The organism is Desulfofundulus sp. TPOSR (assembly GCF_011393055.1).
Lineage (GTDB): Bacteria > Bacillota > Desulfotomaculia > Desulfotomaculales > Desulfovirgulaceae > Desulfofundulus > Desulfofundulus kuznetsovii.
In genome coordinates this window covers 555,431-562,040 of record NZ_JAAOEF010000004.1, presented here as the reverse complement: position 1 = coordinate 562,040, position 6,610 = coordinate 555,431, and the positions used below count along the sequence as shown (strand labels likewise).

Genomic DNA, 6,610 nt, shown 5'->3' with positions numbered 1-6,610 from the left:
ATTTGTCAAAATTGCCCGGGAAGGTTTTAATTTTTATGCAACACTAGTGCCCCCGTGCATTTATGCTAGATCTTCAGATAGGGAACAACGCTTTAGTGAGGTTTTGTCCTGGGATGAGGACAGAGACAGTTGGCGGAACCTGGCGGCAGCACAAGCTTTATTGCTACCGGAGGGTTACCGAACTACTTTCGGTTGTATTCAGACAATATCCTGTTAGCGTGTGAAATGACAAGCGGTGGGCTGCCATGCCGGCCGCTTTCTTTTTTGGCTTTTGAAAAATCATAAAAGTCTCCTTGGAGGAAAATTTATGTTTTTGACGAATTATTCCAGAAAGGGGGTTGCGGCGGTTTTTGCCGAGCGTTCATGAAAAAGGTTTCTCCAGTTTTGTTGAAAGCAGAAAACTCTTTGGCGGAAATCCTTCCATGTCAAAAAAGACTTTCGGTTCTTCTTGTATGGCCTCGATTTTATAGCCAGTTCCCCCCTTTAGGACTTCTAAAACTTGCGAGTTACCATCGATCTCGCGGGGACATAGTAGTTCTTGTGCGCCCCCCAGAAAAGGCGGGAATCGATCCAGATATTGTATATGTGACATCGCTTTTTACTTACGGGTGGAAAGCTGTAAAGGAGGCTGTTACGTTCTACCGTAGACAGCATCCTAAAGCTCTTTTTGTTTTGGGCGGTATTTACGCTTCATTACTTTCCGATCATGCTGCTGAAGAGATTCGCCCGGACGTAATTTGGAAAGGTATCATCCCGGAAGTGGAAGACCTTCTTCCAGATTATAGCTTGATCGAAGGATGGACTGCAAGCCTGGTCTTCAGTTCGCGGGGTTGTATCAGGCGGTGTCCTTTTTGTGCGGTTCCTATTTTGGAACCAGATTTTGAGGCGAAACCGTCAGTAAAACATCTTGTGTTGCCGGAGCACAAATCAATTATTCTACTGGATAACAACTTTCTAGCCTCTTCCTATTCGGGTAAAATTTTAAATGAATTGGCAGAACTGAGAAACTCTAAAAAATATCGCTATAAAATAGATTTTAACCAGGGCATTGATGCTCGTCTTATAACTTCTGATGTTGCTCTAGCTTTGGCAAAATTGAACATTCCCTTAATACGTCTTGCCTACGATAGTATTGTTCAGAAGGAAGCGGTGGGCCAGGCAATTAAATTGCTTACAAATGCGGGGATAAGAAAGCGCAACATCCTCGTTTATGTAATGTTTAATTATATGGATACTCCCGACGATTTTTTCTGTCGTATTAAACATCTATTTGACTGGGGCGTGGTGGTTTATCCAATGCGTTATCAGCCTCTAGATGCTCTTGAAAAAGATAGCTACGTTGCGCCGGAATGGACACCGGAACTCCTGGAGATGGTAGCTGATGCCAGACGGGTTTTGGGTGTTAACGGTACTTGGCCTCCTTATGAGGGGCTTAAACGAAAATTTTTGAACGCGAAAGACCTTTTTATCGCCCTCGAACTTAGAGCACAGAAAGGAGTGGTTGTTTGATTGACAGCGTTTTCGTCAAACTTCAGGATTCTGCAAAGATTTTAGTGGAGCGCCTGGAAGGGGGAGGGCTTAATTTCGTTTCTGCATCTCTTACGGATGAACCTTCCATTGAAGCGGAACCGCCGGACCCGGACAGGATGCGTGATGATGTTATTTTTTCTGACGGAAGACATGAATGTTGTAATGTTGAACGATCTTACGAGCCGTACATAGAAGTGGGACCACCTCTTTACGCTGATGAGGAGAGTGTTTTTGTCTATTTCTTGGATGGTTCTCTTCAGACATGTTATTGGGGAGATATTATTGCACAAGGATATTCATACCCTGTTGTAGCTTCCCAGATGGCCGTTGGCGTAGTTTCTCGTGATGGGAAGGCACTGAAAAGTGTCGCTCTTGAATATCGATTTTTTGCTATATTTCCATTTACAGAATCATACCCGGTTTGGAGTGACCTGGTTTCTGTTCCGAGCTTTTTGGAACCTGTGTGTCTTGAAAGAGACCCAGGCCCCTCTAGGGACCTCAGAAGTGTACTGGCAGGAAAAGCCCGGGAGCGCCTTCACCACATAGAAGCAGAATTGGCTTCAATACTTGCGCGTGCTGATGATGGGTGGTTGGTAATAGACGGCGATCTAAGGGATAGGCGTTTCCAGAAGATACCTAATGTCATAGGTCTTGCAAAGTCCTTTAGCTTAAGGCCAGTTGTGACTCTTCGGGAGATGGCAAAAACTTACAATCTTCCGAGGTTACTGCGTGAACTTCCTGTTGGATGGAGAACTCCTGTGCTGGTTCAGCAGAAGGGAGACTATCGGGATCTGGTATTTTGGTACCTTCGTCTATGGGTAAGCGTAAAATAAACCCCACCTTGCAATCAGGTGGGGACATAATCTGGCTTATTTATTAACCCTGCAGACAGGGGGTAATGAATCGGACCAGGGGAGCAACTGATCCAGGGCGTTACTGTCTTTAGGGTCCAGGTTGGGAAGTTTTTCAAAAAGATAACTGAGGTACTGGAAAGGATTCAACCCATTCTCCTTTGCCGTTTCTATGATGCTGTAAGTAATAGCGCTGGCCCGGGCACCCCGCGGAGTATTGGCAAACAACCAGTTCTTGCGGCCAATGACAAAGGGTTTGATCGACCGCTCACTCCGGTTGTTATCCAGTTCCAGGCGTCCATCCTGCAAAAAGGCAATGAGTTTATCCCACTGGCTCAGGCAATAGTTAACTGCCTGACCAAAGGAACTTTTGGGCAGTACCTGTGTTTTCTGGGTTTTAAGCCATGCCCGAAAAGCATCCAGCACGGGGCGGCTGCGCACCTGGCGGGCCTGATAACGCTCCTGGGGCGTTGCATCTTTCAAGTCGCGCTCAATGGCAAAAAGTTGGTTACAAAATTCCAGCCCCACCTGGGCGGCCACTGCTTTATTGCGTTTATCTTCCGGCAGGGCCTTTAACGCTTCATCAAACTTGCGCCGGGCATGGGCCCAGCAGCCCACCAGGGTGACATCCGGCAGTTCGTTGTAGCCGGCGTAACCGTCAACGTGCAAGTAGCCTTTAAAACCTGCCAGGAACCGGCGGGGGTGCTTGCTGGCCCGGGTGGTCTGGTAGTCGTAGAGAATAATGGGAGGACCGTCCCGCCCGGTGCGGTAGAGCCAGAGGTACGATTGGGTTTCAGCAGCCCGGCCCGGCTCGCGGAGGACCTGCAGGGTTGTCTCATCGGCATGCAGGATATCCCGCTCAAGCAGGTGTTCATGCAGGCGATCGTAGATCAGGGCCAACCAGTTGTTCGCCCCGTACAGCACCCAGTTGGCAAGCGTCTGCCGGGACAGCTCCACCCCCAGGTGGGCAAACTGCTGCTCCTGGCGGTACAGCGGCAGACCTTCCCCGTATTTCTGGTTCATGATGTAAGCCATAAGCGAGGGGGAAACCATACTTCCGGGAAATACAGGAGCCGGCATGGGAGCGGTAACAATGGGGGTGGTTAGCTCGTTGCGCTCGCAATGGCGGCAGGAATAAACGTAACGCACATGCTTGACCACTTTTACCTGGGCCGGGATGATCTGCAGTTCCTGTCGTACTTCGGTGCTCATTTCATGTAAAGGACCACCGCAGCACGAACAGACCCGCTCTTCTTCCGGCAGGCGGTACTCAACCGTTTCCACCGGCAGGTTATCGAGCACCATCTCCCGGCGGCCACGCTGTTTGCGGCGCTGGTAGGTGATGGTTTCGACAGCCGGTTCGGGTGAAGCCGGCTGGGCTTCCACTTCCGCCTCATTAAAAAGCGAAAGCTGCTGGTAGCCAGAAGCGGTCCGTTCGCTGGAAACACCGAATTGCCGGTGTTTGCTCAAGCGAAGCTGCTCCATAAACCAATTCAGTTTAGCGGTCAGCTCGGCATTCTGTTGTTCCAACCATCTGCACTGCTCTTCCAGCTGTAGACAGCGGCTTTGCAGCTCTTCTATATTCATGGCAGCGATAGATTGCGAAGTAGTGTTCATGAATAAAAGATTCGACGAAACCCGTCGAATCCCTCTAGAATCAACCACAAAGTGAAAATATTTCTTTCTGCTGCTTTATTTATATTACAGTGCGTGCTTTTACCTCGGGATGAGCTTTAGGCTGTTCTATCGATAGGCCGTCGAGCAGCCAGCGCAGTTCCCGGCGGCTAATGGCAATAGTTGAAGAAGTGCTTCTTTCCGGCCAGGGGAATTTACCTTTCTCCAGCCGGCGGTAATAGAGCCAAAACCCATTGTGGTCCCAGTGGAGAATTTTAATTTTGTCCCGCTGCCGGTTACAGAAGACGAAAAGGCAGGAAGAGAAGGGGTCCAGCTCAAACCCTTCCTTGACCAGCACGGCCAGCCCGTCGATGGACTTGCGCAAATCGGTGGCACCGCAGGCGAGGTAAACCCGGTTGATACTAAATTCATTTAGCATAACGCTACCAGCACCTTAACTACCTGAGAAAGCAAGGCTGGATCAAAGCCGGGTTTTACCTCGATGTTGGCCGGTCCTATTTTGACCAGTAAAGTATGGTCCTCTTCTATAAATGACTGGTTGCTTATTTCCACCGGCAGCCACCGGTTTGATTTTCCTGGGGTAACTCCGTTCCGGTCTTTAAACTTTCGCAGCCAGTACCATAACTGCCTGGGGCTGATGCCTTCATGGGCGGCGCACCATTCTCTGACGCTTTGCCCACTCATCTTGTATTCGGCTATTCGGGTTTCCCATAGCGCTTCCCGTTCGGCTTTGGTCATAAGAAAAAATCCTCCTCATCGAGCTTATTTTCTGAGCATTCCTGTAATCCTTATCAAAGGGGTTGATCAACAAAAAGACCTCCTGGTACAACAAGGTTAGAGCAAACACCAAAAGTACCGGAGGTCGAGGTTAATGACGAAACGAAACAAAAACCTAAAAGAAATTCGTAGCGTCCACACCCTCATCGTGGGCGTCGACATCGCCAAAAGGACCCACTGGGCCCGCACGCTGGACGGGTCAACAGGCATCGAAGTGGGCAGCGCCTTCTCTTTTCAGAATAGCATAAACGGCTTTTCCCGTCTACTGGGTAGAATGCACCGGGTCAAAGAACAAATCGGCGCGCAAAACATCGTCGTGGCCATGGAGCCTTCCGGCCATTACTGGAAACCCCTGGCCAGCTACCTGGTCAATGCCGGCATCCCAGTAGTTATCGTCAATCCTTACCACGTCAAAAAGCAAAAAGAACTCGACGATAACTCGCCCACCAAAAACGACCGGAAAGACGCCCTGATCATCGCCACTTTAACCTGGGAAGGACGCTTTTTCCACTGCTATCTACCCAAAGGGATCTGGGCGGAACTCCGGGGGTACACCCAAAACCGCCACCAGCAAAAGGCCAAACTAAACGCCGCCCAGAACAACCTGGTGGCGATCCTGGACGAGCGCTTTCCCGAATATCCGCAGGTTTTTAAGAACCTTCTAGGGAAAGCCTCCCTGTACATCCTGACCCACCGGCCCTTCCCGGCCGACCTAAAACAGCTCACGACAGAAGAGCTGACCGCTGAACTTAAGGCAGCCAGCGGCGGGAAAGTGGGTCAAAAACGGGCCGTTCTTTTACTGGCTGCCGCCAATGAATCCATCGGCGTGCCGGAAGGTTTAGATGCTGCCCGTCTGCGCCTGACCCAGTGCCTGGAAGAAATCTTCTTCTGGCAAAAGCAATTGCTCCAAACCGAAGCGGCCATGGAAAAGGCCCTGGCCAAAACCGGCTTAGCCGAGTACCTTTTGAGCATCCCCGGGATCGGAGTCGTCACTGCCGCCAGCTTCTTAGGGGAAGTGGGGGATTTCACCCGGTACGAAGACTGGCGCCAGATCCGCAAACTGGCCGGTTACAACCTGACTATCAACCAATCCGGGGATTCCAAAAAAGGGGTTACAAAGATCTCCAAGCGGGGCCGGGCGGGGTTGCGGAGCATCCTCTACCAGGCTGCCCTGGTCCTGGTGGCCAAAAACCCTCAGTTTAAAGCGCTCTACCGTTACCTGGTGACCCGGCCGCAAAACCCGCTGAAAAGCAAGCAGGCCCTGGTAGTGATCGCCTGCAAACTCCTCCGGGTAATGTTCACCTTAGCTAAAGAAAAACGCCTGTACGACCCGGAGAAGGTTTTGGGTAGCTACCGCCGGCAGCAACTGGCGGCCTAGAAGGCTTGTGGATATGCCGCTCGTATGGACTTGCGGGAGGCCTCCTGCCACTTAAGAGGAGCCTGGAGGTTTAGGCATGGTTTATCTTCCGCCTGTCCACAGGGTCCACACTCGCTTGGACAACGCTAAAGCGTTGCCCACATATCCACAAGCCCGACGGCGTAAAGGAATCATCATGAGGCAAAAATCTTGGGTGGGGGAAACCGAAAAAACCTCCGTTAGGGCATGACCCTGCTTCTGAGTAACGGTGCCCCACCCGCCCCCATTATGCTGAACGAAGGAATGTAAGGGCATTGACCCCGGGAGACATGATAGGGTAAGCAGGGGGCGAACAGGTGGGTTAGACCACCCAAGATAAATTTTAAAAATGGCAGATTGAGTAAGCTTTTTAAAGTATCAATGAAAAATATTGAGATAGGAAGATTATCCCTTAAACTTG

General features: G+C 50.4%; 6 protein-coding genes. 3 read left to right on the top strand and 3 right to left on the bottom strand.

Annotated features, from left to right (window positions below):
• The first annotated feature begins 384 nt into the window (after window positions 1–384).
• Window positions 385–1,509, top strand: coding sequence for a hypothetical protein (locus G7K71_RS18455; protein ID WP_166349565.1), 1,125 nt, complete (start codon window positions 385–387; stop codon window positions 1,507–1,509).
• A complete protein-coding gene (locus tag G7K71_RS18450) occupies window positions 1,506–2,363 on the top strand; it encodes a DNA double-strand break repair nuclease NurA (protein ID WP_166349562.1) in 858 nt (285 codons plus the stop codon). The genes G7K71_RS18455 and G7K71_RS18450 overlap by 4 nt, the downstream gene beginning before the upstream one ends.
• A gap of 36 nt (window positions 2,364–2,399) precedes the next feature.
• Here the strand turns inward: G7K71_RS18450 and tnpC are convergent, their stop codons facing one another.
• From tnpC to tnpA, 3 genes are all read right to left on the bottom strand, one after another.
• A complete protein-coding gene (tnpC, locus tag G7K71_RS18445; RefSeq protein ID WP_166349647.1) occupies window positions 2,400–3,968 on the bottom strand; it encodes an IS66 family transposase in 1,569 nt (522 codons plus the stop codon).
• A gap of 109 nt (window positions 3,969–4,077) precedes the next feature.
• Entirely contained in the window at window positions 4,078–4,434 is a 357-nt protein-coding gene (gene tnpB / locus G7K71_RS18440; protein ID WP_013821897.1) for an IS66 family insertion sequence element accessory protein TnpB, read from the bottom strand.
• A complete protein-coding gene (gene tnpA, locus G7K71_RS18435) occupies window positions 4,428–4,754 on the bottom strand; it encodes an IS66 family insertion sequence element accessory protein TnpA (RefSeq protein WP_166349559.1) in 327 nt (108 codons plus the stop codon). The genes tnpB and tnpA overlap by 7 nt, the downstream gene beginning before the upstream one ends.
• 133 nt (window positions 4,755–4,887) lie before the next feature.
• Between tnpA and G7K71_RS18430 the strand changes: the two genes are divergently transcribed.
• On the top strand, window positions 4,888–6,171 hold the full coding sequence (locus G7K71_RS18430; protein WP_166343398.1) for an IS110 family transposase: 1,284 nt from the start codon (window positions 4,888–4,890) through the stop codon (window positions 6,169–6,171).
• Window positions 6,172–6,610: the final 439 nt, after the last annotated feature.